The organism is Cupriavidus necator A5-1 (genome assembly GCF_000744095.1).
GTDB lineage: Bacteria > Pseudomonadota > Gammaproteobacteria > Burkholderiales > Burkholderiaceae > Cupriavidus > Cupriavidus necator_A.
Window position 1 is genome coordinate 1,625,023 of record NZ_JQLI01000008.1, and the last position, 24,283, is coordinate 1,649,305.

Sequence of the window (24,283 nt, forward strand, 5' to 3'; positions counted from 1 at the left end):
ACTGGAGGCCTGAATGCCAGACGTATCCAATCAGCCGCTTGCCGGCCGGAAAGCATTGATTCTTGGAATCGCAAACGAGCATTCGATCGCCTACGGTTGCGCACGCGCATTTCGCGAAATGGGTGCCGAACTGGCGCTTACGTACGCGAACGAGAAGGCGAAAGCCTACGTCGAGCCGCTGAGTCGGGAGCTTGGAGCGACTCTGCTAATGCCGCTTGATGTGTCGAAGCCGGGTGAACTGGAAGCGCTCTTCGAGGTCGTGCGAACAACATGGGGGCGGATGGACATTGGCGTGCATTCAATCGCATTCGCGCCAAAGCAAGACCTGCAGGGCGGCCTGATCAACAGCTCACCTGAAGGCTTTGCGAATGCCATGGACATATCATGTCATTCATTCATCCGCATGGCACGGCTCGCTGCGCCCCTGATGGACGAGGGCGGATCGCTGTTCGCCATGAGTTACCTTGGCGCTACGCGTGTCGTGCCGAACTATGACTTGATGGGGCCGGTCAAGGCGGCGCTTGAAGCATCTTGCCGCTACCTTGCAAGCGAACTCGGTCCGCAACGCATACGTGTTCATCCGATCTCACCGGGGCCGCTGAAGACACGCGCTGCATCCGGACTCAAGGACTTCGATTTGCTGCTCAACGAGGCGCGCGAGCGCGCGCCGATGGGCGAACTCGCCGACATCATGGATGTCGGTTACGCGTGCGCCGCACTGGCGTCACCGTTCGCGCGGCACATCACGGGCAACACTATCTTTGTTGACGGCGGCGTCAGCATCATGGGTTGACCGCGGCGGTTCGAAAGCCGGGTCCCCGGGCCCGACTCCTACTTGTGATGGATACTGGCATGGAACTTTGGATCAGCAGTCTTCCGCCCGGAAATAGCGATGACGGCCAGCGTGCGTTAGCAAATAGCCTTGCTGTGCTTCAGGTGAGGCGGCAGCCTTCAAGCCTGATACGGAGACAGATGTGCTAAGCGCGCACGAGCTTGCTACGTTGATGCTCGTTAAGGCCGGCAATCTTGCTCATGTCCTGGACCGAGTCGAACTGGACGTTTTGCATAAGCAGCAGCTGATAATCGTCGAACGCGGACGGAACGGATGCATAGATGCCAGTTTAACTTCGCGCGGCGACGCGATTCTTCACGCGATCTCGCAAGATCATGGTTGAGTTGTGTCGCTTGCCTGGAAAGGGCAGGTGGTTGATTGCCTGAAGATTTACACTCTCCATGGGTCACAGCCGGCAAGGAGATCCATTCGTCACTCGGAAGATGTCCAGCTCACGCCTCCTCGGTGGCACGTACCACCACCAGTTTGCGATGAGCAAGCAGGAGCAGTGGGGTCGTAGCCATCGATAGCGCGACTACCACCGTGACGACGGATAGCTGGCCGGCATCAAGCAAGCGCGCAGCCTGTGCGGCCGCCATCACGACAAAGGCGAACTCTCCTCCCTGTGAAAGCAGGATTGCAAAGTATGCACGCTGTTCTCGCGGCAGATTGATCCGGTTAGCCAGGAACCTGAGTGCCGCGAGCTTGCCTGCGACAAGGGAAAAAACCAGGACCGCAACCAGCAATGGCTTGTCCGCCAGGACGCTAAAATCAATCGACATGCCGACTGCGATGAAAAACAGGCCGAGCAGGATGCCCTTGAAGGGGGCCATGTCGGATTCGATCTCGTGACGGAATTCGGACCCTGCCAAAAGCATCCCGGCCACGAACGCACCGAGTGACATCGACAGGTGGACAAGGTGCATGAGCAAGGCAATACCTATGACCCAGAGCAGCGCGAAAACGGTAAATATCTCGCGCGTTCCGCTCCTCTGAATGATGCGCAGCGCGTGTTGTAAAACAAAGCGCCCGCCGATCACAACGGCCGCGATCATGGCCAGCGCTTTCAGCGCCACTATCCAGCCAGCCGGGGCGCTCGCTTCCGCTGGCATCGGGGCGAGCAGCGGCATCAGTGCAATCATCGGAATTGCGGCGATATCCTGAAACAGCAGGATACCGAAACTGGCCTGGCCGACCGGTGTATCCATCAGGCGATTCTGCTCGAGGATCGCAATCACCATCGCGGTGGATGACAGCGAGAGGGCGAATCCGGCGGCAACGCCGACGCGCCATGGCGCGCCGAAGATCGTGAAAATCGCCGCCAGCAGCACCGCACATAGCGCTACCTGGATCCCGCCATAGCCAAAAATGGAGCGGCGCATCGCCCACAGTTTTTCGATGTCCATTTCGATGCCGATGATGAACATCATCAGGACAATGCCCAGTTCGGACACGTCCAGGATCGAATCGACATCGGTGACCAGCCGCAGCCCCCACGGACCGATCACCACGCCAGCCATCAGGTAGCCCAGGACGGAACCGAAGCCAAGGCGTACCGACAGCGGCACCGCGATCATTGCCGCGGCGAGGAATACAACCGAGTCAATCAGCAGTTGCTCCATCATTCCCCTCCCGATTGCGGGGACGGGCTATGGATTCGTGTCAGTCAACCGTCCACCGTTGACAGTCAAGCACACCGCAGCGAATCTGGAAAGGAATTCCGCCAGGCCGGAATCCGCAAGCGCCGACCCCGGTGCGTCGGATCCCGGGCCTCGCGCACCTCACATCCTTCCTTTCCAGGGCACCAGCCACGTCGCCATTTTGCGCATCAGCATATCGAACACGTAGGCGATCAGGCCGATCAGCACGATGCCCATGATCACCACGTCGGTACGTAGGAAGTTAGACGCATTGAGCACCATCTGGCCCAGTCCGGCGGTTGCCGCCACCATTTCAGCGGCGACCAGGGTGGTCCAGCCGAAGCCGATGGAAATGCGCATCCCGGTAAGGATATCGGGCAGTGCGGCGGGTATCACCACATGGCGGACCACCTGCCATGGCGAGGCACCCATCGAGTAAGCGGCGTTGATCTGCTCGATGGTGACCGAGCGCACGCCCGCCTGGGCCGACATGGCCAGCGGTGCGAAGCAGGCCAGGAAAATCAGCAGCACCTTCGAGGTCTCATCGATGCCGAACCAGATCACGATCAGCGGCAGGTATGCCAGTGGGGGCAGGGGGCGGTAGAACTCGATCGGCGGGTCGAAGATGCCGCGCGCGATCCGCGATACGCCCATCATCACGCCGATCGGCACCGCCGTGACCACCGCCAGCCCGAACGCGCCGAACACGCGCAGCATGCTGGCCGTGAAGTGCTCGGTCAGCGGTTGCCCGCCTTGCAGGTTGCCCTGCCAGGCGTCGATGAAGGCGGTGACGATGGACTCCGGCGTCGGCAGGAACAGCGGCGGCAGCCAGCGCAGATGGCTGGCAAGCCACCACAGCGCAAGCAGCAGGACCACGGTGACGGTGGAGATGCGTGAGCTGGATCCCTCTCCTGGCAGGCGGTAGCCCGAAACGGTCTTCATGTGCTGGCCCGCGCCGGCTGCGGTATTGGCCGGGGCGCGTGGCGTGGGTTCGATGCGTTGGACGGAAGCGGGCATCTCGTATTCCTCAGGCGGTGGCATGGATCAGATCGACGATCTCTTCGCGATAGCGGATGAACTCGGGGTCGGACTTGACCGCGCGCGCATCCCCGGACTCGATGTAGCGCCGCGCGAACGGCAGCTCATAGGTATGGGCGATGCGGCCGGGTGAGGGCGTCATGACAATCAGCCGCGTGCCCAGGAACAGCGCTTCTTCCACGCTGTGCGTGATAAAGAAGACGATCTTCTGTTCCTTGGCCCAGAGCTTCAGGATCAGCCCCTGGATCGATTCGCGCGTGAGTGCGTCGAGCGCGCCAAGCGGCTCGTCCATCAGCATCACCGCAGGATCGCTGGCGAGCGCGCGGGCAATCCCGACGCGCTGCTGCATGCCGCCTGAGAGCTGGTAGACCGGCTTGTCGGCTACCGCCTGCAGTCCGACCGCGGCGAGCTTCTCGTGCGCGACGCGTAGCCGCTCGGCACGCGCCACGCCGCGCAGGCGCAATCCCAGCGCAACATTGTCCGCCACGCTGAGCCACGGCATCAGGGCGTGCTTCTGGAACACTACGCCGCGTTCGGCACCGGGTCCGTGTACAGCCTTGCCGCACAGACGGATTTCGCCTTCGGAGGGTTCCATGAAGCCTGCGATGCACGACAGCAAGGTGGTCTTGCCACAGCCGGAGGCACCCAGCGCGACGACGAAATCGCCGCGCTCCATGGTGAGATTGACTTGCGACAGGGCCAGCGTTTTGGCGCCGCCTGACGTGCCGTAGTTGACACTGAGATCGTCGATTTCGAGTTTGTACATGAGGGGCTTCCACAACAGGACTTTCGGGGCTGCCGTGCCGGGATTGGCTTCCCGCACGGCGACCAGCTTCAGCGACACGGTCGCGGCGTCAGCGCAGCGCGCGCTTCGCCCACTCCGCGTTGACCCCCGGCCCATAGTCCGGCAGGACGGCCTGGATGGTGCCCTGCTCCTTGAGGAATTGCGCCGCGGACTGCAGCGCACGCGCCGCACCGCCGCCCAGCCAGCGTTCCGAGACCTGCTCCTGCAACGTGGGGAAGGCGTACAGCGCCATGCTCGCGGGCACCGACTCAGCCTTGGCGCCGGACATCTTGGCCACGGCCTTTACCATGGGCGAGTCCGCGGTCCAGGCAGCCTTGTTCTTGCGATAGTTTTCATCGGCGGCGGCCAGCACGCGCACCAGCTTGACCATGAACTCGGGGTTCTCACGCGCGAACTTCTTGTTGGCGATCATGCCGTCGAAGGTGGCCTTGCCCGTGTCGGCGGCGATTTGCCCCGAGGTCGTCAGCACGGTGCCTGACTGCTTGAGCTTGGCCAGCACCGGGTCCCAGATAAAGGTGGCGTCGATGTCGCCGCGCTCCCATGCGGCCGCGACCTCAGGCGGCCGCATATTGACGATGCGGACGTCCTTGGGATTGATCTTGGCGCGTTCCAGTGCGACCAGCGTGTGGTAGTGCGTCGTCGATACAAATGGCACACCCACGCGCTTGCCCTTCAGGTCGGCGACGCTGGCGATCTTGCTGCCGTTTCGCGCGACCATCGCCTCGGCCGCGTTGATGTCGTCCAGGATCCAGAACAGTTCGACATCCAGCCCTTGCGAAAGAGCCGAAGCGATCGGCGAAGTGCCTGCCTCGCCAATGGCGATCTGGCCCGAGGCCATGGCGCGGATCACATCCCCGCCGCCGCCGAACTGGCGGAACGAAACCGTGTAACCGGTCTGCTTTTCCAGTTCCTTCATGTCCTGGGCGTAGCGCCAGGGCACTACCATGTCCTGGTAAGCAATCACTACATTCTTGCTTTGCGCGTGCGCGGCCGGCGCCAGCGCTGCCACCAGGGCGACATAGGTCGCGATTTGCTTGATCCACCGCATGGTTGTGCTCCTCGAGAGGGAAAAGGTGTTGGGTGTCCCGGCTTTATAGGTGAGGGCTGTCACTGGCCAATAGGTCCAGTTGCCGGGATTCGCTGGGACCAGAGTCCGCCGCGCGGGCGCGTGCCGCGGTGCGCCGGGCGGAGCGGTGGCGGGCGGGGCCGTCAATCATGGAAATCCTGTAGCGGCCCGGATGGCGGGGTCTTTTCGACGACGTGCAGGAAGGCAGGCACGGCTGCGGGTCGGCGCGAGCAACAGGCCCGCCATCCGCGCTTCCATTCAGGAAAACGACAAGAGCATTGCCAGCGCCCACTGGCTATAGTCTGCGGGGAACGCAGGCGCGCCATGCCACTTGATGATCACAACGCATGAATCCATGCCTGCCCGCGATGAATGGCGAGCACTGACAGGAGGAGACATGGATGTCGACCTGCAGCGGGCCATACTGAACAACATCCCGGACCAGGCCTGGCTGAAGGACGTCGGCTCGCGCTACATTCTTGTCAACGACGCATTCATGGCCGCATGCGGGCGGACCGAGGCCGAGATCCTGGGCCGCACGCCGGACCAGGTCTGGTCAGAGGAATGGGGACAGGTCTACCTGCGCACCGACAAGGCCGTGGTGGCCAGCGGTATCCGCCGGCGCTACGAGGAAAGCCGCCATGCCAGGGACGGGAGCCTGCGCTGGTTCGATACGATCAAGATGCCGGTTCGCGGCCGCGATGGCGAGGTCGTCGGTACGGTGGGCATTTCGCGGGATATCACTGACCGGAAGCGCTCCGAGCAGGCGCTGCTTGCCGAAGTGGAGAAGGGCGAGCGAACCAGGCAGGAGCTGCTGGCGTCGCGCGCGCAGCTGCGCGAGCTCTCCGCCTACCTGCAGTCGGTGCGCGAGGCCGAGCGCACCCGCATTTCACGCGAACTGCACGATGAACTGGGCCAGTCGCTGACGGCGTTGCGCCTCGGGCTCAGTTTCATCGAGGCGCAGCAAGGCTCCGATGCCGACGAAGCGTGCCGCAAGCATGTGCAGATGCTCAAGGAGATCGCGGATTCGACGGTGGAGGCGGTGCAGCGCATCGCGGCGGACCTGCGGCCGCCGCTGCTGGATGAGCTGGGCCTGAACGCGGCGATCGAGTGGCTGGCCGAATCGCTTTCAGAGCGCGAGCGTGGCGGCATTACCTGTGAGCTGGCGCTGCACCCCGTTGGCGAGATCAGCGCCGAGGTCAGCACCGCGGTGTTTCGCATCGCACAGGAAGCGCTGACCAATGCCTGCCGGCATGGCCGCGCCGATCGCGTGCTGGTTGAACTCAGCGACACCGGCGGCGTCCTGCGGCTGGTGGTCTCGGACAACGGGCGCGGCATCGATGCGTCGAAGACCGGGCACCGGCGCAGCCTGGGCCTGGTGGGCATGCGCGAGCGCGCGCTGATGCTGGGCGGCAAGCTCGCGGTGACCAGCGAGAAGGGCGGAGGCACGCGGGTCGAAGCGCAGATACCCAATACCGGCTGTTCCGGCAAGGGAGGAACCAGATGATCCGCATCACGCTTGCCGACGACCACACCATCATCCGCGATGGGCTGAAGAAGATCATTTCCACCGTGCCGGACATGCAGGTGGTTGGCGAGGCAGCCGACGGCCACGAGCTGCTGTCGCTGCTGCGCCTGGACGTGCCTGACGTGCTGTTGCTGGATATGTCGATGCCGGGAAGGAGCGGCATCCTGCTGATCCAGCAGATCCGGGCCAGCCATCCCGCGCTGCCCATCCTGGTCCTGAGCATGTACCGCGAGTCGCAGTACGCCGTCCAGGCCATCCGCGCGGGCGCGGCCGGCTACCTGACCAAGAATGTCGAGTCGGACCAGCTGCTCGGCGCCATCCGCAAGGTGGCGCGGGGGGGCACCGTGGTCTCGCCCACGATCGCCGACCGGCTCGTCATGCAGGCCCGGCAGCCGGAGGCCGTGCTGCCACATGCACGGCTGACGGCGCGCGAGCTACAGGTGTTCCAGATGCTGGCCGAGGGGCAGGGCATCAATGAGATCGCGGTCGCGCTGTCACTCAGCGCCAAGACGGTGAGCACCCATAAGGCCAATATCCTGGGCAAGATGGATATCTCCTCGACAGCAGGGCTGGTGCATTACGCCATCCGTCACGGGCTGCTCGCCGAAGCTGGGGACGCTGCCTAGTTTGTGCGGTGCGTCTAAGCGAATCCTTAGGTCCAATTCAGCCGATCCTGATGTAGGGCTGCCGCCCCGGCACCTACGCTTCAGATCACGAAGCCCCCGTTTCCGCCGCGCATGACCCCGCGGCAGGCCGTCCCCCAAAGCCGCTTCATTTGGGGGACAGCAGCGACACCGCATGGCTTCGTCCCGAAAAAAGAGACCTGAGGAGACAAGCCATGCAACTGGATCTGCTGATCCGGGACGCCTGCGTCCGCGACGACGCACCCCTGACCGATATCGCCGTCCGCGACGGCCGCATTGCCGCGATGGAACCCGGCATCGACGCGCCGGCGCACGCAGTGATCGAGGCCGGCGGGCGCGCGGCCATCCCGGGGCTGGTCGAGCCCCACCTCCACCTGGACAAGGCCCTGCTGCACCGCCGGCTGCCGGCGCGCTTCGGCACGCTGGACGAGGCCATCCGCGTCACCGGCATCCTGAAGAGCAAGCAGCAGCGCCAGGACGTGCTGGACCGCTCCCGGCAGGTGCTGGACATGGCGGTCAGGCACGGCACCGTGGCCATCCGCGCCCACCCCGATGTCGACCTGATCCAGGGGCTGATCGGGGTGGAGACGCTGCTCGCGCTGAAGGCGGAGTACCAGGACCTGCTCGACTTGCAGATCGTGGCCTTCCCGCAAGAGGGCATCCTGAAGTCCCAGGGCACCCGCGAGCTGATGATGGCGGCCATGGACATGGGCGCCGACGTGGTGGGCGGCTGCCCGTACAACGAGCTGACCTGGGCCGACACCATGCGGCATATCGACATGGTCTTCGAGCTGGCGCAACGGTATGACGCGCCGGTCGACATGCATGCCGACTTCGCCGACGACACCGGCGACCAGCGCTTTGCCGCGGTGTCGTACATCGCGCAAAAGACCATTGAGGCCGGCTACCAGGGACGCGTCTCGCTGGGCCATGTCACCAGCCTGGGCGCGCTCGACGCGGATCAGCTGCAGCCGCTGATCGGGCAGATACGCGAGGCCGGCATCAGCATCGTCACGCTGCCGGCCACCGATCTCTATCTGGGCGGGCGCAAGGACGTGCAGAACCAGCGCCGCGGGCTCGCGCCGGTGAAGGCCCTGCACAGCGGCGGGGTCAACGTGGCGTATTCCTCGAACAACATCCGCAATGCGTTCACGCCGTTCGGCAAGGCAGACATGCTGCAGATCGGCAACATGCTCGCGCACGTGGCCCAGTTCGGCGTGCCGGAGCACCAGCTGGCGGTGCTCGACATGGGCACGCACAACGCGGCGCGCGCCATCGGGCTGCACGAGACCTATGGACTGGCAGTCGGCCGGCAGGCTGACCTGGTGATCCTCGACACCTTCAAGGTGGCCGATGCGCTGATCGATATCCCCCCGCGCCTGTGGGTGGTGAAGCGCGGAAAGATCACCGTAGTCACCCAGCATCGCTGTGAAATCCACCGGCACGGGTGCTGCGCGCACTGACGCCACGCCAGTCCAACAAGGAGACGATCATGAGAAAACTGCCTGCCGAAGTCGTGGCTTCACTGCTGGCCATCACCACGGTTCCCATTGCCGCGCACGCCTCGCACCTGCCGCCATGGGCCATTTTCATCAGTTGGGCCGCGACCTTTGCCATGGGCGGGCCGACGCCGAAGAACCTGAAGAAGATATGGCCGACCCTGCCCGTGGGCTCGCTTTTTGCCTTCGTGATCGTGCTCTGCTTCAGGCAGGCGGCCGAGCAGTTCTCGGGGCCCGCCCTGATCGTGGCGGAGATGGTGATCCTGTTCACGCTCAATGCCTCGATGATGTTCCTCGCGCGGGTGTTCGCCACGCTGCGCTTTATCCCCGGGATGTTTTTCGGCTTTGCCTCGTACTTTGCCACGCTGTTCGGCGGCTTTGGTCCCGTACCGGGCGATCCGGTCGTCGCGCTCGGCGCAGTCGTCGCCATGAACGCGCTGGGACCGGCATATGCGTGGATCAAGCAGCGCTATGCCGCCCCGGAAGCCGCTACCCGTCAGCCGTGGCAGGTGGAAGAGCGAGGCCTGAGCTGACGTGTCCTGCCGGGCTTTCGCGCCAGCGGCGACACGGCCTCGGCACCACCATTGATTCGATATCACGGCAGCTGGCGCAGGGCGCCAATGCGCTGCCCGGCTGCCACGTTTCCGGGGGAAGAGGGTATGGAATATCTGAGTGAAGTGGATCGCTGCGGCGCCGGCACATCGCGCCGGGCATTCCTGGCCGGCTCGGCCGCGCTGGCGGGCAGCACGGTGTTGCCTGCCGTCGCACACGAGGCGCCGCCAGCGGCGCGCGCGGGGGCATATTCGTCCGCGGGCATGGTCACGAGCCCGCATGAACTCGCCAGCCAGGCGGGGCTGGAAGTGCTGAAGGCCGGGGGCAACGCCATCGAGGCGGCGATTGCCATCGGCGCGGTACTGTGCGTGACGTATCCCCACTTTACCGGGCTGGGGGGCGATGCCTTCCTGGTGGTCAGCGATCGCGACGGCAGCGTGCGCACGTTTTCCGGCATCGGCCAGGCCGCGTCGCAGACCCCGGGCTATGCGGGCACCATACCGCTGCGGGGCCCCGGCGCGGCGCTCACTGCCGCAGCCACCGTTGCCATCTGGGACCAAGCCTTTGCCTTCAGCCGCAGTCACTGGGGCGGTACCCAGGCCTGGTCCGGCTTGCTGGCGCGGGCAACGGAGTACGCCGCCAACGGATTTCCCGTCACCCCTTCACAGTGCTTCTGGCAGGAGTTCCGCTCGGCGGACCTGGCCGGCTGGAACGGCTTCGGCCGGGTGTTCATGCCCGACGGACGCATGCCGAAGCCCGGCGAAATGTTCCGCCAGCCCGAGCTGGCCCGCACCCTGGACCGGGTCGCGACGCAGGGCGGGCGGGAGTTCTATGAGGGCGACGTGGCGGGGCGGCTCGCCGCCGGGTTGGCGAAGGCCGGCTCCCCGCTGCGCAGCGAAGACCTGGCGCGTTGCCAGGCGCGGGAAGAAGTGCCGCTGCGCGTCGCCTACCGCGGTGGCGAGCTGCTTGGCCTGCGTCCGCCCACGCAAGGCGTGACCACGCTGGAGATCATGGGGATCCTGGACCGCTTCGATCTGGCGGGCATCCCGGAAGGCAGCGCGGACTACTATCACCTGCTGGTCGAGGCGGTCAAGCTGGCGTTCCTGGATCGGAACCGCTACGTCGCCGATCCCGATTTTGTCGACGTGCCGCTGGAGCGTCTGCTGTCCAGGCAGCATCTCGATGCCCACGCGCGGCGTATCCGCATGGACCGGGCCATGCCGTGGCCGCATGTATTCAAGCCCGGCGACACAGTGTATATCGGCGCCGCCGACAAGGACGGTCGCTGCGTGAGCATGCTCCAGACTGTCTATTTCGACTGGGGGAGCGGCCTCGTCGTCGGCGACACCGGCGTGCTCTGGCACAACCGCGGCGCCTCGTTCAGCCTCGACCCCGCGAGCCCCAACGTATTGCGGGCCGGCAAGCGCCCATTCCATACCCTCAACCCAGGCATCTACCTGAAGAACGGGCGCCCCAAACTGCTGTACGGCACGCAAGGTGCCGACGGCCAGCCGCAGACGCTGGCCGCGGTGCTCACCCGGATGATCGACTACGGCATGGATCCGTTGACGGCGCTGGGCCGGCCGCGCTTCCTGCTGGGCAAGACCTTCTCGGACAGCCGCGACAGCCTCAAGCTGGAACAGGATGCCGGCGTGCCGGTGTTCAGCGAACTGGCAGCGCGCGGACATCAGTTGAGTCCGATTCCTGCACAGAGCCAGCTTGCCGGCCATCCGGGCGCGATCCGGATCGATCCGGAGGGGCATCTCACCGGCGCGCACGACCCGCGCAGCGACGGGCGGGCGCTGGGACTGTAGGGCGTTGCGCCCGCGCCTCGGAGGGCAAGCGCGATGGCTTCAGCGGGAGGACACTCAGTCGATCAGCTTGCCCTCGGCATCGAAGAACGGATGCGCCGGCCCATGGTCCCCAATCGCGGCCGCATGCGTCACCAGCCCATGCTGCGGATGCCACCAGTGCAGCAGGTAGCCAGGCGGTTCCATGCGGAAACGCGACGGCGCTTGCGGATCGAGATCGAGCGCCACCTGATGCGCTGGCGCGGGCGCCGTCATGGCGATGGTGCCGCCGAAGCGCCGCGTGATATGCCGGTGCAGGTGGCCGCAGAGCACGCGCTCGACCTGCGCATGCTGCCGCACCACAGCCTCGAGCGCCGCCGCGTTTTCCAGGCCTTGCTCGTCCATATGCCCGATGCCCGTATAGAAGGGCGGATGGTGCAGCAGCAACAGCGTTGGCGTCGCCGGGGCCGCGGCGAGTGTCGCCTGCAGCCACGGCAGCGCCGCGGCATCGACGCGTCCGCCCGGCTTGCCGGGCACCGTGCAGTCGAAGCCCACGATGCGCAGCGGTCCTGCGTCGACGGCGTAGTGGACTGGCGCCTCGCCATCGCCATTGGCGAACAGGTAGTCATGGTCGGTAAAGACCGCACGCAGCGCGCTGCGGCTGTCGTGGTTGCCGGGCAACAGCCGGTAGGGCATCGGCAGCCGTTGCAGGATGCTGCGCAGGAAGCGGTATTCGGCTTCGGCGCCGAAGTCGACGAGGTCGCCGGTGATGACGACGATATCCGCGCATTGCGGCGCGGCCAGCAGCGTGTCGATCCAGCGGTGCAGCGCGCCAGCGGTATCGACCATGCGGTACGACAGCTTGCCACCGGCCTTGATGTGCAGGTCCGTGACGTGCGCGACGAGATAGGGTGCGGTCATGCTGCCTGGGCCTCCGCCAGCGTGATCATGTGGGCGGTGTCGACGCGCAGGCCGATGCGGTCGCCCGCGCGCCAGCCGTCGCGCCGCGCGGTATCGACGATCAGCGGCGCGCTGGCGCCGACATCCACCAGCAGCCGCGTGCAGTTGCCGAGGAACAGCGCGGTCACGACCGCGCCGAGCAGGTGGGCGTCATGCGTTTCCGCCGGTGCCACATCCTCTGGCCTGAACATCAGTTCGGCGCAGCCGCTGGCGGGAGCGGCGCCAGCACGCGGCAACGCGCCGCCCGGCAGTCGCCAGATGCCGGTCTCCGCCGTGGCGGGCAGGCGGTTCATCGTGCCGATGAAGTCCGCCACGAACGCGTTGGCCGGCGCCCGGTAGATCTCCTGCGGCGTGCCTGACTGCGCGATACGGCCCCGGTCCATGACGACGATACGGTCGCCGAGCGCCATGGCCTCGGCCTGGTCGTGCGTCACGTAGACGGCCGTGATGCGCAGGCTGCGCAGCAGCTGGTTGATGTCGGCGCGCAGGGTATCGCGCAGCTTGGCATCGAGCGCGGTCAGGGGCTCGTCCAGCAGCAGCACGCGCGGCTGCACGGCGATGGCGCGGGCGAGCGCGACGCGCTGGCGCTGGCCGCCCGAGAGCTGGTCGACGCGGCGGTCGGCGAACGGGCCGAGATGCATCATGCCCAGCATGTCGTCGATGCGGCGCCGCCGCGTGGCGGCATCGACGCGGCGTACGCGCAGGCCGTAGCCGATGTTCTCGGCGACGGTCATGTTGGGAAACAGCGCGTAGTTCTGGAACACCATGCCGACGCCGCGTGCTTCGATCGACAGCGCGGTCACGTTGTGCTCGCCGAACCAGACCTCGCCACTGGTGTCCGGCGACTCCAGTCCCGCGATGATGCGCAGCGTGGTGGTCTTGCCGCAGCCGGAGGGGCCGAGCAGCACCAGGGTCTCGGCCGCGCCGATGTCGAGGTCCAGCGGTTGCAATGCCAGCGCGCCGGCGGCGAAGGTCTTGCCGCAGTGGCGCAGGCGGATGGTGGTGGGTTCATGCATGGCGGGTCTCGGTGGAGGTGGCGGCCGGCGCAGTGGGGAGGGGCGCGGCGACAGCAGACGGCGCGTCGGCGCGGGCGTGTCGACGGGCGCGCGCGCCCATGGCGGTCAGCGCCTGCATCAGCACCAGCAGCGGAATGATCATGACGAAGAAGACGATGGTGTAGGCCGAGCCGATCTCCAGGCGCATCGACGCATAGCTGTCGGCCAGCCCGACCGGCAGCGTCTGCGTGGTCGGTGTGTGCAGCATCCAGGTCAGGTTGAACTCGCCGACCGACAGCGTGACCACCATCAGCGCGCCGGCCAGGATGCCCTGGCGGCAGTTGGGCAGGATCACGGTGAAGAAGCGCTGCATGCGGCCGGCGCCGAGGCTTGCAGCGGCTTCCTCGAGCGTGCGGATATCGATGGCCGACAGGATCGCCAGCACGGCGCGCACCATGAAGGGCAGCGTGAACAGTACGTGGCCGATCAGGATGAAGACCCAGCTCGTGCGCAGCGCCTGCCACTGGCCGTAGAGCAGGATCAGGCCGAGCGCGGTAGCCAGGCCGGGGATGGCCACAGGCAGCATCAGCAGTTCCTCGATCAGGCGCGTCACGCGGTTGCGGCGCAGCGCCATGTAGTAGGCGGCGGGCACGCCGAGCACCAGCGTGCAGGCGAGGCACGCCAGAGCGATGCCCAGCGAGAGGAAGATGGTGTTGCGATAGAGCGACCAGACTTCCTCGATCCAGCGCGTGGTCAGTCCGCTGGCCAGGCCGACGAAGATATTGTTGGTGAAACCGGCGAGCACGGACAGCACGACCGGCACGATCATGAACAGGCAGACGGCCAGCGTGAGCGCGAGCTGCAGCCAGTAGCGAAAGCGAGGGCGAACGGGAAACATCGTCGGTCTCCTACGCGGTGGCGGCGACGGCATCGCCGGAGAACCAGCGCGCGACGGCCAGCAGCGCCCACGTCACCGAGCCCAGCAGGATCGAGAGCGCGGCGGCCATGCCGAAGTTGGCGTAGTTGGTGAATTCGTTGTAGATCGTCAGCGGCAGCACATCAAGCTGCGTCGCCAGCGTGAACGCGGTGCCGAAGGCACCCATGCTGGTCGCAAAGCAGATCGCGCCGCTGGACAGCAGCGCCGGCATCAGCGCGGGCAGCATCACGTCGCGCACCACGCGCCACGGGCTCGCACCGAGCGAGCGGGCGGCTTCCTCGAGCGAGGTGTCGAGCTTCTCGACCGCGGCCATCACCGTCAGGATCACGCGCGGAATCGAGAAGTACAGGTAGCCCACAAAAAGACCGGCCAAGCCGTAGGCAAAGGTCCAGCGCTCGCCCGCGAGCCAGTCGCCGAGCATCGCGGACAGGCCGTTGCGACCGCCGAGCATGATGACCATGAAGCCGATCACCACGCCCGGGAACGCGAGCGGGAACGTCAGCACCGCGACCAGTGCGGACTTGCCCGGCACGGCGTTGCGCTGCAGGAAGGTGCCGGCGATCCCGGCGATGACGAGCGTCGCCAGCGTGACGGCGCCGGACAGCAGCACCGTGACCATCAGACTGTGCAGGTAGCGCGGGCTCGTCAGCACGGTCCAGTACACGCCGGCGCCCTGCGGACCGTCGACGCTGACCGCGAGGAGCCGCGCCATCGGCAGGCAGAAAAACGCGAGGAAGACGACCAGCGCGGGCAGCGCGAAGCCGAACAGGAGAAGATTTCGCTTTGTCATGGCAGGGACCGTGCGGTGGCGTGCGTCCCCGCATCGGCGGGGACACAAGGGGACCGGCGGGCTGGCGCCGGCGGCGGCTTCAGCGGACTTCCTTCAGGTATTGCTCGCTGAAGGCCTTCTGGACCTCGGCCATGCGCGAGAAGTCGACGGGTTTGGCGCGCGCATACTCGGCAGCCGGCAGGAAGCGCGCCTGCACCTCCTTCGAGATGCCGGCGCTGCGCACCGGCCGCAGGTAGGCATTGGCCCACAGCGCCTGGCCGGCGTCGGACAGCACGAAGTCGAGCACCTTGCGGCCCTCGGCCTCGTGCGGTGCCTTGTTGACCAGGCTCATTACGTAGGGCACCACGACCGTGCCTTCCTTCGGGATCACGAAGGCCACGTTGGCGTGGTCCTTGTAGCGGGCGCGGTACGCGTTGAAGTCGTAGTCGAGCAGGATGGGGATTTCGCCGGACAGCACGCGTGCGTACGCGGTCTGCTTCGGCACGATCGGCTGGTTCTTCTGCAGGTCCTTGAAGTACTTGAAGGCCGGGCCGAAGTTATCCAGCGAGCCGCCCAGCGCCTGGTTGATGGCGACGGCGCCGACGTAGCCGACGAACGCGCTGGCGGGATCCAGGTAGCCGATCAGGCCCTTGTACTCAGGCTTCTGCAGGTCGGCCCAGGACTGTGGCATGGGTTTGCCGCGCAGCGCGTCCACATTGACCATGAAGCCGAGCGTGCCGGAGTGGATCGCAAACCAGTTGCCCTGCGGGTCCTTCAGGCCGTCGGGGATCTCGTTCCAGTGCGCCGGCTTGTACGCGGCGGTCACGCCGTCCTTCTTTGCCTGGATGCCGAAGGTCACGCCGTAGTAGACCACGTCTGCCACGGGGCTCGCCTTCTCCGCCACGAGTTGCGCGAGCGACTGGCCTGAGTTCTTGTTGTCCAGCGGCACGGTGACGCCGGTCTTGTCCTTGATGGCGCGGATCTGCGTGGCCCAGTCGGCCCACTCGGGCGGGCAGTTGTAGCAGATCGCGGTCTGCGCGAAGGCGCCGTGGCTGAACGCGGCCGCGGCGAGCATCAGGGTGAGCCGGCGCAGCGGACGGCGCCAGGACGAAAACGGTTGCATGAGAGGCTCCTTGGTTGGCAACGGTCGGTGGAAAGACATCAGGCCACAATGAACGGAACATGCTCAGGTGGATACGGTCGGCGGCGCGGCGATGCTTCCGCTCACGCGCAGTGCGTGCGGCAGCAGGGTCACGCGCGCGGCGGCTGGCGTTTCGCCGGTTGGCGCATGCAGCCACGCCAGCAAGTGGCCGACGGCGCGCGCGCCGATGTCGGTATTGGGTTGCACCACGGTGGCCAGCGGGGGCTCCATCACGCTGCCGAGCGCGATGCCGTCGTAGCCGAGCACGGAGACATCGTCCGGCACGCGCAGGCCCAGCCGCCGCAGGTCCGAGATCACGCCGATGGCGAGCAGGTCGTTGGTGCAGAAGAAGGCCGTGGGGGCATCGTCTTCATCGATCAGTGCGCGGATCTGTGCAGCGTTGCTGGCGGTATGCGAGGGCAGGGACAGCACGGGCAACGGCGCCAGGCCGTGCGCGTGCATCGCGTCCTGGTAGCCGGCATAGCGCTGGCGCGCGCGGTCCGAGGCAATGAACGCGCCGGACACCACGACGATGCGCCGGTGCCCGGCGGCGATCAGCGCCTCCACCCCGTCGCAGGCGCTGCCGCGGTTGTCCACGGAGACGGAATGCCTGCGGCTGCGCCCGCCCGCCTGGTTGTACGCCAGCACGTAGGGCACGCCCTCGGCGTCGAGCTGGTCCAGCACCGCACTGTGCGCGGCGTCCGCCACCGTCAGCACCATGCCGTCCACGCGATGGCGCAGCAGGTACTCGATCCGCTCGCGCTCGCGCATCGGGTCGTAGCCGCTGGTGACCAGCATCAGCGAGTAGCCCGCGGCCAGCGCGGCCTCCTCGATGCCACGCCAGCATTCGGCGAACACGGCGTTGTCCATCGTCGGCAGCATCACGCCGATCATCCGCGTCTGCTGGGCGCGCAGCTTGCTGCCGAGCAGGTTCGGGCGGAACTCCATCCTGCGCGCGGCGTCATGCACGCGCTGTGCGGTGCTGTCGCGCACCATGGCGGGATGGCTGAAGACGCGGGACGCCGTTGCCAGCGAAACACGCGCGGCGTCCGCGACGTCTGCCAGCGTCGGACCGCTGCCGGATCTCGCCTTGCCATCGGGGCTATGCCTCCCAGTCATTTCCGCTGCGCTTCGCTGTGCCCGGTCAAGGCTGGCCAGAATGAAAACGTTTTCATTTCGAATGGAAAAAAGCGGGCGTCCAAAACATTCCACCGGTGCGCGGCGTCAGGCCGTCGCTTGGATGAGAGGAATATTTACGCCCTGTATCGCCGCGTATTGTTTCCGCGCGTGATGACAGGCGCATGACAGCGCACCAGCGCTGTCACTGATCAACGCCAGGCGGGCGGGTATGACAGTGGGGCGTAGGGCCCGAACAGCATGGATGCTGCCGATGAAAAAGAAGAGGCCAAGGCAATGCCTTGGCCTCGATGCTGCGCGATCGCGCTTGATCAACCTGGTCTGCCATCAAGCGCCATCGGTAAACGTGTCACGCTTATCGATAGTTCTTGCGCCGTCGGAGAAGGCGTCACGCCTGTCCGAGATTCTGGCACCGTCCGTGTAGACATCGAACTTGCTTGTCTTTGCCCCATCACTGTATGGATCTGGCGTCCGCACCCCCATGGCGCCATCTGTGTAAACGTCGCGCGGACTGGTGGTCCCAGCCCATGCTGCCCCGGCGCACAACGCGACCGTCGTCGCCCCCAGTACTAACAGTGTCTTGCTCATTTCCCACCTCCCTTCAGGTGGTAGTCGCCCCCGGCTGAAACAAAATTTGTCGTTCAAATATAGATCGGTGGAAACCCTCGTCACTTCTGGTACATCGACAGTTTTGTCATGTGCGGCATCTGCGTAATGACTTTGCGGAATATCGGTTGCGCGAACGTCCGACCTGAAGAGTAGAAGTGTCGATACAAAGACAAGAGCCGGGCGAACCGGCGTGACGTGTGGGGTATCGATTACCAGGCACGGGATGCGAAGGCTTCCTCTTGCAACCGCCGGTGCACGGAGCCGACCGCCTCGAGCTGGCGGTCGGGGAGCAGCCGGCGCTGTTCAAGGTATCGAGCGTGCTGATGGGCCGTTAGATCGAGGGCACGTGCAGTTGGCCATCGGGGCCTAGCACACGGCCGTCCGGCGTGGCGGGCAAATGGGTGACCTCCCACGCCAGAATTTGTTGCGGCGTGCGGTAGATCCCACCATGGATGGCGGACATAGCGGTGGCGTCGAGGGTGCGGCTGGGCAGGTCGCGGATGATCAGGGTGCTCATGGTGGTTCTCCAACGGTTAGAGAGCGGGGGCGCTCGTACCGGAAAAAAGCAACGATCGTGCCTGTCGGGCGCAGGCGCAGCATTCTGCATGGAGTGAGGGCGGGCGTGATGCCAGCGGGGCCGCGGACGGTATGGAGTGTTGGGCTGCGCCGTACACCCGATCCACAAGGGATGGCGCCGGACCGACACCGGCGCCTGGCTTCGACCCATTCGCCGTTGGCGAAACCTGCTTTCGGAAAACCCGGTTTGCCTGGTCGCGCGATCGCTGGCATTGTTGGCAGCATGCCAGGCCCGTGATGCCTGGCCGCCACTAGCCTAATCGGTTCCGGAGACCAGCGACCATGCACGACAACCTGCCACAGCGCCTGCGCTCCCTTCTATTCGTTCCCGCGGACAGCGACCGCAAGCTGGCGGCATCGCTAAAGTCGGGGGCGGACGGGCTGGTGTTCGACCTCGAGGACGCCGTGCCGGAGCATGGCAAGGAAGACGCGCGGCGCAAGCTGGTGTCGTTCCTCGAGCAGAACCGCGCGTCGATGGAGCCGGCCTTGCTGGTGCGCGTCAACGGGCTGGCGTCAGGCCATATCCTGCGCGACCTCGCCGCCGTGATCCCGCACCGGCCAAACGCGATCGTGCTGCCGAAGTGCCGGAGCGTCGACGATGTGCACCGGCTCTGCGATTTCCTCGCAGCCTTCGAATGCGCGCTGTTGCCCGACAACTGGGAGGTCGCCATCATCGCCATGGCGACGGAATCCTCGGAAGGCGTGTTCGGCCTGTCGTCCTATCGCAATGCGCCAATGCGCCTGCGGGCGCTGATGTGGGGCGTGGACGATCTTGCCGCCGAGCTGGGCGCCTTCTCCTCGCATATCGGCAAGGAACTCACGGCACCGTTTTCCGTGGCGCGCACGATGTGCCTGCTGGCGGCCGCGCAGGCCGGCATCGATGCCATTGATGCAGTCAGTACCAGCCTGACAGACCCCGCGCAGATCGGGCAGGAAGCCGCGCAGGCGAAGCGCGACGGCTTTACGGCCAAGGCCGCCGCGCATCCTTCGCATATCGATGCCATCAATCAGGCTTTCATGCCGCAGGAGGAAGAGGTGCGTTGGGCCCGGCATGTCGTCGACGCGTTCTCCAGGGTTGGCGCTTCGGGCGTGGCAAGGCTCGGCAATGCCATGATCGACCGGCCCCATTTGCGGCTGGCACACCGGATCCTGTGCCACGTGGACGGGGAGGACTGATTCGGTTGGATCAGCCCCCCCCGGATCGTCCCAATCTGCTCCATTAGCCCGTTCGGCCGCTTCCGGCGGCTCGCCCCGGTAGGCCCGCTGCAGCAGCCCGAGTAGCGCCTCACGCTCCAGCGGCGCCGGATTCCAGTAAGGATTGGTGAGCGCGATATCCGCGGCTACCGGAATGTCCGACTCCCGGAAGCCGATGTCGCGAAGCGCGGTTGGCGCGCCATTGTTCCGCGCGAGTTCAAAGAGCGCGCGCGGACCGTCTTCCGCATCGAACGCTCGCCCGAGGACCTGCATCGCCCGGGGCGTGCTCTTGCGGTTGTAGGCGAGCGCATGCGGCAGCACGATGGTGTGGGTCTCGGCATGGGGCAGGTTGAAGGTGCCGCCGAGGGTGTGGCACAGCTTGTGGTGCAAGGCCATGCCGACGTGGCCGAGGGTCGTGCCGCACAGCCAGGCTCCGTACAGGGCATCCGAGCGCGCCTGCATGTCGGCCGCATCCGAGCGGATGGCGGGAATGGCCCGCGCCAGCGCCCGGATGCCGAGTTCGGCGAACGTCTCCATGATGGGATTGCCGTCCCTGGCGTATAGCGCCTCGGCCGCGTGGGCGATCGCGTTAATTCCGCTGGTTACCGAAATGCCGACCGGAAGGCCCCGGGTCAGCTCCGGATCGTAGATGACCGTGCGCGGCAGCACGCGCGGATCTGAGCCCGTGCGTTTGCGTCCTTCGTCGGTGATGCCGTAGATCGGCGTCATTTCCGAGCCGGCGTAGGTGGTCGGCACAGCCACGACCGGCAGCCCGGTGTCGAGCGCGATGGCTTTGGCCAGGCCGATCGTGGAGCCGCCGCCGGTGGCGACCAGGCAGTCCGCGCCGGTGTCCTTTGCGGCTTTGCTCGCCTGTGCAGCGATGCCCGCCGGCACGTGCATCTGGGCCTGGTCGAAGATGCCTGCGGCAGTATCGCCGAGCAGGTCTGCCGCGTCGTGCGCGAGATCGATCTGGTTTGGTGTCGACAGGAACAGTGCCCGCCGGCAACCCAGGCGGTCGATCTCGGCGGGAAGTTGGGCAAATGCGCCGGCGCCGAACACGACGCGTGCCGGGTTGGCCTGGTAGACGAAGGGATTCATGCGGATTCCTTCCTTTCCTCCTGCACCGCTGCTGGTGGCGCTGTTGCTGCGGGCTTCGGGTTCAGCACGAAATCGTGGTGCAGCGTGTAATAGGGCTGCTCCATCCGGATGCCGTCCGGTGCGATGCCGGGCGGGTGCGCGGTCCAGTCGGCGATCAGCGTCGAGCGCACGCCGAACACCGCATCGGAGTCGAGATAGTCATCTTCATTGCGGAAGATGTGTGTGATCAGCCGTTCGTATCCTCCCGCCTCGATCTTGAAATGAAGGTGGGCGGGGCGCCACGGATGCCGCCCGAGGGCATCGAGCATCCTGCCGACCGGCCCGTCATGCGGAATGGGGTAGGGCACCGCCAGGATCGAGCGGAAGTGGAACTTGCCTTCAGCATCGGTCCGCAGCCGCGCCCGTGCCTGATGATCCGTCGCGTCGGGACGCTGGACATCGTAAAGGCCTTCGTCATCGGACTGCCAGACGGCCAACTCCGCGCCGGCCACGGGTTTGCCGTCAAGCCCATGCACGCTGCCGGACACGAAGCACGGAATGCCGTGCGCGCCGTTTGCAATATCGTCGCCATTGTCGACCAGGGGCGAGTCCTCGACATAGAACGGGCCAAACACGGTGGCCTCTGTGCACCCTTGCGGTTTGCGGTTGTTCAGGGCCGTGACCAGCGTGGACAGTCCGAGGGTATCGGACAACAGGATGAATTCCTGCCGCTTGTCGTCGCACATCTGCCCGGTTTCCGTCAGGAAGCGGATGCCCTCGAACCATTCGTCTTCGGTCAGCCTGACTTCGCGTGCGAACTCGTGGAGGTGGCGAACCAGGCTTTCCATGATGGTCACCAACCTCGCGTTGCCAGTGCGGTTGGCCTCGATCACCGCTTGCGTGATGCTGAATTCGTCGATGTCTCTCATGTTCCGTGCATGGCCTGGGTTGGTGTCAGGCTGGCATCCGCCGGGGCGGATGCCAGGTGACTACAGCTTGAACAGCTTGATCGCATTGGTGCGGCCGATCTTCTCGCGATCCGCCTCGCTGATGCTGGCACTATCGAACCATTTGGCCGCATGATCGATGTTCTCGAACGGCCAGTCCGTCGAGAACAGGATCCGGTCCGCGCCGATTTCCAGCATAGCGTCGATCAGCGTCTGGTTATGGAAGTTGCCGGACGTGGTCAGGTGGAAGTTCTGCTGGAAGTAGTGCCGGAAGGTCTTTTTGGCCGGATAGGTCTTGGGTGCCTTGACCCAGGCATTGCGGTTATCGATCCGCCACAGGCTGTAGGGCAGGCCTTCGCCAAGGTGACCCAGCACGATCTGGAGGGCGGGATGGCGATCGAACAGCCCCGACGCCATCAGCCGCAGCGCATGTACCGCCGTCTCCTGCCCGAATGCCCACGTCGGGCCCAGCAGCCACGGATGACCATCGTAGATCTGCGCCCATGATGCGATGGGATTGCGCGGGTGCAGGTAGAACGGCACATCGAGCTGTTCAACCGCCGCCCAGAACGATGCGTATTGCGGCGCATCGTAGTACACGACATTCTCGGGTGTATCGATCTGGGAAAAGCCATTGACCAGCGCGCCGCGCATGCCGAGCTCATTGACGCAGCGGGTCAGCTCGGCGGTGGCGAAATCCGGATCCTGCAGCGGCAACGCGGCCAGCGCCTGGAAGCGGTCCGGGCGCCGCGAGACCTGCTCCGCCAGGAAGTCGTTGGCGCGCACCGCAAGTTCGCAGGCCTGCTTGCGATCCGGGATCGCCTGCACCGCGGGCGCGTTCAGCGAGAGCAGCATCATCTCCATGCCGTTCTCGTCCATTTGCCGAAGCCGGTCATCCTGGATATCGAGTAGGCGGTGGCTCAGCTCTTTCCAGTAGTCGCCGGGCACAAAGCCCGCGGAGTCGTTCAGCGTCTCGGGAATCGCAAAATGCTCTTCCAGTCCGATCTTTCCTTGCATGATGGTCCTTGTTTTCTGTCTGTGTGAAACGCGCGTATGGGCGGATAGGGCGCGCTCAATACTGTCCCTTGGGTTCCAGCCCAAGCAGATGTTGTCCGGCCATGGACGACACCGCATCCCAGTTCAGGCTGATGTGCTTAGCGATGGCATTACCGTCCCGCCACAGCCGCTGGATGGGCTGTGACAGCGCGAGGCCGTTGCCGCCGATGTTGTCGAAGATCGCATTGATGGCGTCGCGGGAAAGCCGCGCCGCAAAGGCATGGTCCAGGCGGTTGCGGATCCGGGTATCGACATCGATCGCCTTGCCCGCCATGGCGTGCGTCTCGACCTCGGCGATGTCGCGGTAGATCAGCAGGCGCGCGGCATCGACCATCGCGGAAGCTTCCGCCACCCTGGACTGCACCGGGAAGAACTCGGCCAGGCGGCTGCCGCCGCCGGCGACGGCGCCCCGCGTGACGCGCGAGCCCGCCATCGCCAGGAACTCGTCGAGCGCTCCCTGTGCGGCGCCGAGAATGGGCGAGACCAGGCACACCGGCAATGCCGACAGGAAGGGGATGCGATAGATCGGGTTGGTGTTCAGCGCCGCACCGGGCGGGAGGTTGGACGACGCCTGCGCAAAGGTGAGCTTGCGATACGCGGGCACGAACGTCGGCGTCTTGATGTCGATGGCCTTGGAGCCGGTTCCCGCCTGGCCGGCGGTGAACCAGTCGTCATGCACGGACCATTGCTCGCGCGGAACGAGAAGGAAGCCCGCGTGCGGCGTCGGCGTCTCGCCATCCGGCGCAAACTGCACGCCGATCATCGCCCATTGGGAGTTGTCGATATTGGATGCCCAATGCCACCGGCCGGAGACGACGTAGCCGCCCTCTACGGCTTCGGCCTTGATGGTGGGGGCGTACGAACCGCAGACGATGGCGTCGGGATTCAGCTCCCACACATCGCGCTGTGCCTGGGCGGGGAAGGTCCCGATGAGCCACTGATGAACACTGCCCAATGAGCATCCCCATGCCGACGACGGACAACCCCGGCCGAGCTCGCTGATGATGTCGACAAAGGCCGAGAAGCCGAACTCATAGCCGCCGAACTGCGCCGGTTGCATCAGTCGGAAGAAGCCTGCATCGCGAAACAGCGCCGTCGCCTCTTCGGACACGCGGCGGGACTCTTCCGTCTGCTGCGCATGGGGCTTCAGGAAGCCCTCTGAGATCTCCCTGGCGCATGCCACCAGCGTCGATAGTTCAGGCGCACCCGCAACTGGCGAGTGCCTGCCCGGGGCGCGCACAGGGTCCGCCCCAGTGGTCGGGATGGGTGTGGAGGAATGATTCATCGCTGACTCTCTTCAGAACACGGCGTCGATGCCTGACCGGAATTTACGTCTTGATATTTGCAAATGCAAATAAAAATAGGTAGGGGATTACCCCGGCCAGGATGCGTGTGGTCAGCTGCGATGGCGCATCAGGCGCGCCACGCGCGACCTACAGAGACAAGGCGCGTCAGCGCCCCTGGGAAAACCCCGATGAGAATTTCTTACTG

General features: G+C 65.6%; 21 protein-coding genes and 1 pseudogene. 7 read left to right on the top strand and 15 right to left on the bottom strand.

Translation table 11 applies throughout. The features are described 5' to 3' along the window. The first annotated feature begins 13 nt into the window (after nt 1–13). Entirely contained in the window at nt 14–793 is a 780-nt protein-coding gene (fabI, locus tag K307_RS31645) for an enoyl-ACP reductase FabI (protein ID WP_042884891.1), read from the top strand. A gap of 491 nt (nt 794–1,284) precedes the next feature. Here the strand turns inward: fabI and K307_RS31655 are convergent, their stop codons facing one another. The 4 genes from K307_RS31655 to tauA all read right to left on the bottom strand — a co-directional run bounded on the left by K307_RS31655 (nt 1,285) and on the right by tauA (nt 5,363). Next, nucleotides 1,285–2,454, bottom strand: coding sequence for a monovalent cation:proton antiporter-2 (CPA2) family protein (locus K307_RS31655; RefSeq protein WP_042887619.1), 1,170 nt, complete (start codon nt 2,452–2,454; stop codon nt 1,285–1,287). A 159-nt stretch (nt 2,455–2,613) separates the two neighbouring features. Then, a complete protein-coding gene (locus tag K307_RS31660; RefSeq protein WP_042884893.1) occupies nt 2,614–3,489 on the bottom strand; it encodes an ABC transporter permease subunit in 876 nt (291 codons plus the stop codon). A gap of 10 nt (nt 3,490–3,499) precedes the next feature. Then, complete coding sequence (locus K307_RS31665) at nt 3,500–4,276, bottom strand: taurine ABC transporter ATP-binding protein (RefSeq protein WP_042887620.1); 777 nt, start codon at nt 4,274–4,276, stop codon at nt 3,500–3,502. An 88-nt stretch (nt 4,277–4,364) separates the two neighbouring features. Next, complete coding sequence (gene tauA / locus K307_RS31670; protein ID WP_042884894.1) at nt 4,365–5,363, bottom strand: taurine ABC transporter substrate-binding protein; 999 nt, start codon at nt 5,361–5,363, stop codon at nt 4,365–4,367. A gap of 415 nt (nt 5,364–5,778) precedes the next feature. Here tauA and K307_RS31675 point away from each other — a divergent pair, with 415 nt between their 5' ends. From K307_RS31675 to ggt, 5 genes are all read left to right on the top strand, one after another. After that, entirely contained in the window at nt 5,779–6,888 is a 1,110-nt protein-coding gene (locus tag K307_RS31675) for a PAS domain-containing sensor histidine kinase (protein WP_042884895.1), read from the top strand. After that, nucleotides 6,885–7,535, top strand: a complete 651-nt coding sequence (locus K307_RS31680) for a response regulator transcription factor (protein ID WP_042884897.1) — start codon at nt 6,885–6,887, stop codon at nt 7,533–7,535. Before K307_RS31675 ends, K307_RS31680 begins: the two co-directional genes overlap by 4 nt. 212 nt (nt 7,536–7,747) lie before the next feature. Continuing rightward, entirely contained in the window at nt 7,748–9,016 is a 1,269-nt protein-coding gene (locus tag K307_RS31685) for an amidohydrolase family protein (protein ID WP_080745283.1), read from the top strand. Between the two features lie 29 nt (nt 9,017–9,045). Next, on the top strand, nt 9,046–9,585 hold the full coding sequence (locus K307_RS31690) for a DUF1097 domain-containing protein (RefSeq protein ID WP_042887622.1): 540 nt from the start codon (nt 9,046–9,048) through the stop codon (nt 9,583–9,585). A 126-nt stretch (nt 9,586–9,711) separates the two neighbouring features. Next, nucleotides 9,712–11,418 carry a gamma-glutamyltransferase gene (gene ggt / locus K307_RS31695; RefSeq protein ID WP_042884899.1) on the top strand — a complete coding sequence of 569 codons (1,707 nt, stop codon included), beginning with the start codon at nt 9,712–9,714 and terminating at the stop codon, nt 11,416–11,418. Between the two features lie 54 nt (nt 11,419–11,472). Here ggt and K307_RS31700 read toward each other — a convergent pair whose 3' ends face one another. The 7 genes from K307_RS31700 to K307_RS31735 all read right to left on the bottom strand — a co-directional run bounded on the left by K307_RS31700 (nt 11,473) and on the right by K307_RS31735 (nt 18,459). Further along, a complete protein-coding gene (locus K307_RS31700) occupies nt 11,473–12,315 on the bottom strand; it encodes a phosphodiesterase (RefSeq protein WP_042884905.1) in 843 nt (280 codons plus the stop codon). Then, nucleotides 12,312–13,370 carry an ABC transporter ATP-binding protein gene (locus tag K307_RS31705; RefSeq protein ID WP_042884907.1) on the bottom strand — a complete coding sequence of 353 codons (1,059 nt, stop codon included), beginning with the start codon at nt 13,368–13,370 and terminating at the stop codon, nt 12,312–12,314. The genes K307_RS31700 and K307_RS31705 overlap by 4 nt, the downstream gene beginning before the upstream one ends. Beyond that, a complete protein-coding gene (locus tag K307_RS31710; RefSeq protein WP_042884909.1) occupies nt 13,363–14,247 on the bottom strand; it encodes an ABC transporter permease in 885 nt (294 codons plus the stop codon). Before K307_RS31710 ends, K307_RS31705 begins: the two co-directional genes overlap by 8 nt. Before the next feature lie 10 nt (nt 14,248–14,257). Next, complete coding sequence (locus K307_RS31715) at nt 14,258–15,076, bottom strand: ABC transporter permease (RefSeq protein ID WP_042884910.1); 819 nt, start codon at nt 15,074–15,076, stop codon at nt 14,258–14,260. A 79-nt stretch (nt 15,077–15,155) separates the two neighbouring features. Next, complete coding sequence (locus K307_RS31720; RefSeq protein WP_042884911.1) at nt 15,156–16,178, bottom strand: ABC transporter substrate-binding protein; 1,023 nt, start codon at nt 16,176–16,178, stop codon at nt 15,156–15,158. Between the two features lie 63 nt (nt 16,179–16,241). Next, nucleotides 16,242–17,315, bottom strand: a complete 1,074-nt coding sequence (locus tag K307_RS31725) for a substrate-binding domain-containing protein (RefSeq protein WP_051975240.1) — start codon at nt 17,313–17,315, stop codon at nt 16,242–16,244. Nucleotides 17,316–18,273: 958 nt separating this feature from the next. Beyond that, on the bottom strand, nt 18,274–18,459 hold the full coding sequence (locus tag K307_RS31735; protein WP_042884913.1) for a hypothetical protein: 186 nt from the start codon (nt 18,457–18,459) through the stop codon (nt 18,274–18,276). Nucleotides 18,460–18,800: 341 nt separating this feature from the next. On the opposite strand from K307_RS31735, the gene K307_RS46695 reads away from it, so the two are divergent. Beyond that, nucleotides 18,801–19,694 carry an HpcH/HpaI aldolase/citrate lyase family protein gene (locus K307_RS46695; protein ID WP_080745432.1) on the top strand — a complete coding sequence of 298 codons (894 nt, stop codon included), beginning with the start codon at nt 18,801–18,803 and terminating at the stop codon, nt 19,692–19,694. Nucleotides 19,695–19,757: 63 nt separating this feature from the next. Here K307_RS46695 and K307_RS31740 read toward each other — a convergent pair. From K307_RS31740 to K307_RS31755, 4 genes and pseudogenes are all read right to left on the bottom strand, one after another. Further along, nucleotides 19,758–20,810, bottom strand: a pseudogene (locus tag K307_RS31740) (maleylacetate reductase); the annotation flags it as partial. Further along, nucleotides 20,807–21,718 (bottom strand): intradiol ring-cleavage dioxygenase, encoded by a 912-nt coding sequence (locus K307_RS31745; protein WP_051975241.1) that lies wholly within the window; start codon nt 21,716–21,718, stop codon nt 20,807–20,809. The gene K307_RS31745 and the pseudogene K307_RS31740, both read right to left, overlap by 4 nt. A gap of 60 nt (nt 21,719–21,778) precedes the next feature. Next, nucleotides 21,779–22,753 (bottom strand): amidohydrolase family protein, encoded by a 975-nt coding sequence (locus K307_RS31750; RefSeq protein WP_042884914.1) that lies wholly within the window; start codon nt 22,751–22,753, stop codon nt 21,779–21,781. 55 nt (nt 22,754–22,808) lie between these two features. Beyond that, nucleotides 22,809–24,077, bottom strand: a complete 1,269-nt coding sequence (locus K307_RS31755) for an acyl-CoA dehydrogenase family protein (protein ID WP_051975242.1) — start codon at nt 24,075–24,077, stop codon at nt 22,809–22,811. Nucleotides 24,078–24,283: the final 206 nt, after the last annotated feature.

Bases quoted from the DNA above. Each gene is read 5' to 3' on its own strand.
- fabI (WP_042884891.1), top strand. From the start codon at position 14: ATGCCAGACGTATCCAATCAGCCGCTTGCCGGCCGGAAAGCATTGATT.
- K307_RS31655 (WP_042887619.1), bottom strand. From the start codon at position 2,454: ATGGAGCAACTGCTGATTGACTCGGTTGTATTCCTCGCCGCGGCAATG.
- K307_RS31660 (WP_042884893.1), bottom strand. From the start codon at position 3,489: ATGCCCGCTTCCGTCCAACGCATCGAACCCACGCCACGCGCCCCGGCC.
- K307_RS31665 (WP_042887620.1), bottom strand. From the start codon at position 4,276: ATGTACAAACTCGAAATCGACGATCTCAGTGTCAACTACGGCACGTCA.
- tauA (WP_042884894.1), bottom strand. From the start codon at position 5,363: ATGCGGTGGATCAAGCAAATCGCGACCTATGTCGCCCTGGTGGCAGCG.
- K307_RS31675 (WP_042884895.1), top strand. From the start codon at position 5,779: ATGGATGTCGACCTGCAGCGGGCCATACTGAACAACATCCCGGACCAG.
- K307_RS31680 (WP_042884897.1), top strand. From the start codon at position 6,885: ATGATCCGCATCACGCTTGCCGACGACCACACCATCATCCGCGATGGG.
- K307_RS31685 (WP_080745283.1), top strand. From the start codon at position 7,748: ATGCAACTGGATCTGCTGATCCGGGACGCCTGCGTCCGCGACGACGCA.
- K307_RS31690 (WP_042887622.1), top strand. From the start codon at position 9,046: ATGAGAAAACTGCCTGCCGAAGTCGTGGCTTCACTGCTGGCCATCACC.
- ggt (WP_042884899.1), top strand. From the start codon at position 9,712: ATGGAATATCTGAGTGAAGTGGATCGCTGCGGCGCCGGCACATCGCGC.
- K307_RS31700 (WP_042884905.1), bottom strand. From the start codon at position 12,315: ATGACCGCACCCTATCTCGTCGCGCACGTCACGGACCTGCACATCAAG.
- K307_RS31705 (WP_042884907.1), bottom strand. From the start codon at position 13,370: ATGCATGAACCCACCACCATCCGCCTGCGCCACTGCGGCAAGACCTTC.
- K307_RS31710 (WP_042884909.1), bottom strand. From the start codon at position 14,247: ATGTTTCCCGTTCGCCCTCGCTTTCGCTACTGGCTGCAGCTCGCGCTC.
- K307_RS31715 (WP_042884910.1), bottom strand. From the start codon at position 15,076: ATGACAAAGCGAAATCTTCTCCTGTTCGGCTTCGCGCTGCCCGCGCTG.
- K307_RS31720 (WP_042884911.1), bottom strand. From the start codon at position 16,178: ATGCAACCGTTTTCGTCCTGGCGCCGTCCGCTGCGCCGGCTCACCCTG.
- K307_RS31725 (WP_051975240.1), bottom strand. From the start codon at position 17,315: ATGACTGGGAGGCATAGCCCCGATGGCAAGGCGAGATCCGGCAGCGGT.
- K307_RS31735 (WP_042884913.1), bottom strand. From the start codon at position 18,459: ATGAGCACCCTGATCATCCGCGACCTGCCCAGCCGCACCCTCGACGCC.
- K307_RS46695 (WP_080745432.1), top strand. From the start codon at position 18,801: ATGCACGACAACCTGCCACAGCGCCTGCGCTCCCTTCTATTCGTTCCC.
- K307_RS31745 (WP_051975241.1), bottom strand. From the start codon at position 21,718: ATGAGAGACATCGACGAATTCAGCATCACGCAAGCGGTGATCGAGGCC.
- K307_RS31750 (WP_042884914.1), bottom strand. From the start codon at position 22,753: ATGCAAGGAAAGATCGGACTGGAAGAGCATTTTGCGATTCCCGAGACG.
- K307_RS31755 (WP_051975242.1), bottom strand. From the start codon at position 24,077: ATGAATCATTCCTCCACACCCATCCCGACCACTGGGGCGGACCCTGTG.